Origin of the sequence: Chitinophaga sp. (assembly GCF_036566945.1) — a bacterium.
Taxonomy (GTDB): domain Bacteria; phylum Bacteroidota; class Bacteroidia; order Chitinophagales; family Chitinophagaceae; genus Chitinophaga.
Window position 1 is genome coordinate 1 of the sequence record NZ_DATCVJ010000671.1, and the last position, 1885, is coordinate 1885.

Genomic DNA, 1885 nt, shown 5'->3' on the forward strand with positions numbered 1-1885 from the left:
CTGCGGAGTCTTTTAATGCCAAAATAAAGTCCTTCAGGAATGCACTCAGAGGTGTACGGGACGTAGAATTTTTTCTTTACAGATTGACTAAACTTTATGCTTAAAATTTCCACTAATCCCCCAAGTTTTCAACTTGATCCCAACTTGATCCAACTTGATCCCTAATATACGCGCTGGACGCGGGTTTTGATAAAAATAAAAATGGACAAACCAAGAGTAATCTCGATTTGTCCACCTTAGTGCACCGGAGTGTACTTTTCTCGAACCACTTTTTAACTGATTTAGAACGGCTTGCAAGCATTTTGGTTTAAAAACCGATGCTTGTAGGCCGTTTTCTATAATATAATGTGAACCTGAAAATGTGAGTATGAAAAATTTAATGTGTGCAGAAGCGAAACAGATTGATCTGGTTGACTATCTGGCTTCATTGGGCCACTTGCCCCAAATAGTAAGAAACCAAGACTATTGGTATCTATCCCCGCTGCGGGAAGAGAAAACGCCATCCTTCAAAGTTGGCAGGCAAATGAATGTATGGTATGACCACGGGATCGGTAAAGGCGGCAATCTGGTGGATTTCGGAACGCTTTACTTTAAGTGCAGTGTTGCAGAACTGCTACGCCGCCTATCCAGCCAACCATCCGGCCATGCTCTTTCTTTTCACCCGCCTTCTCTTACCAACAACCTACACCTCGCCCCAGCTTCCTTTGCTGATGAAAAGAAAGATACAACCGGAAGCAAAATTGTTATTGTGGATGCCCGACCACTAACTGATAAATCTTTGCTGGCCTATCTGCAAAAAAGATGTATCCCGGTGGAAGTTGCCAGCCGCTTTTGCAAGGAGGTAGATTTTCTTTTGTATGGCAAGAAGCATACGGTTATCGGTTTTCAGAATAGCGCCGGGGGATATGAACTGCGGAACGAAAATTTTAAAGGTAGCAGCGCTCCGAAAGACATCACTTTTATAGATAACCACACGGAACAAATTGCCGTCTTTGAAGGATTCTTTAGCTTTCTATCTTTTTGTACCATTAATAAAAATCAGCAGGCCCCATTGACAAATTGTCTTGTTTTGAACTCCCTATCCTTCTTTGAAAAAAGCCGCTCATTAATGGAGCAATATAAACAAGTGCATCTCATTCTGGATAGAGACACGGCAGGCGTTCGTTATACCCGGCATGCCTTGCAATCGGGCAGGAACAAATACATAGACCGTAGCGATTTTTATCACAACCGGAAGGATCTAAACGACTGGCTTATTCATCACCACCACAGCTCAAAAGAAAGCCAGCGGATAAGGCGACGACTTTAATCGCTTAGGTCGCCAGCTATGTTTTGGTAAAACCAAAACGTCTGGCTCACCTCATGCTATCGCATTCGGTGAGAATTTTTTTCATGCTATCGCATTCAAAAAATAAAAGAGGAGGTTGATATGGAGCAGCAGAATGCACAAACCAAGAACAAGGGAGGTCGTCCCCAAAAAGCAGTAAAGAAGGACCAATTACTAGCTGTTAAATGTACCCGTTCCGAAAGATTTATCATAGAATCAAGAGCCAAAAGTGCTAACCTTAATGTGTCGGAATACCTGCGGGGAATTGCCATGACCGGAAAAATTGACAGGCAGGAAAATGCATTGCCGAGGGAGGTTTTAAACTTCACAGCTACACTAAACCACATGGCAGCAAACCTGAATCAGATAGCCAGAAAACGCAACAGCAGGGAAGAATTAAACCTGATTGAACGTACCAGTTTAAGGATACAATCAGAGCAGATAAAGGAATTAGCGATACAAATTAAAAGCTATTTACAATGATTGGATATGTAGGAACAGGAACTTCTTTCTTCGATTGTATTCGTTATTGTCTGGAAGATAAAAAGGAATTATCTG

2 protein-coding genes are annotated in these 1885 nt (G+C 42.1%); both read left to right on the forward strand.

Translation table 11 applies throughout. The features are described from left to right. The first annotated feature begins 367 nt into the window (after positions 1-367). Positions 368-1309: a toprim domain-containing protein gene (locus VIP81_RS20425; RefSeq protein WP_331965481.1), complete on the forward strand. Its 942-nt coding sequence runs from the start codon at positions 368-370 to the stop codon at positions 1307-1309. A gap of 120 nt (positions 1310-1429) precedes the next feature. Further along, on the forward strand, positions 1430-1810 hold the full coding sequence (locus tag VIP81_RS20430) for a plasmid mobilization protein (RefSeq protein WP_331965484.1): 381 nt from the start codon (positions 1430-1432) through the stop codon (positions 1808-1810). Positions 1811-1885 lie beyond the last annotated feature (75 nt).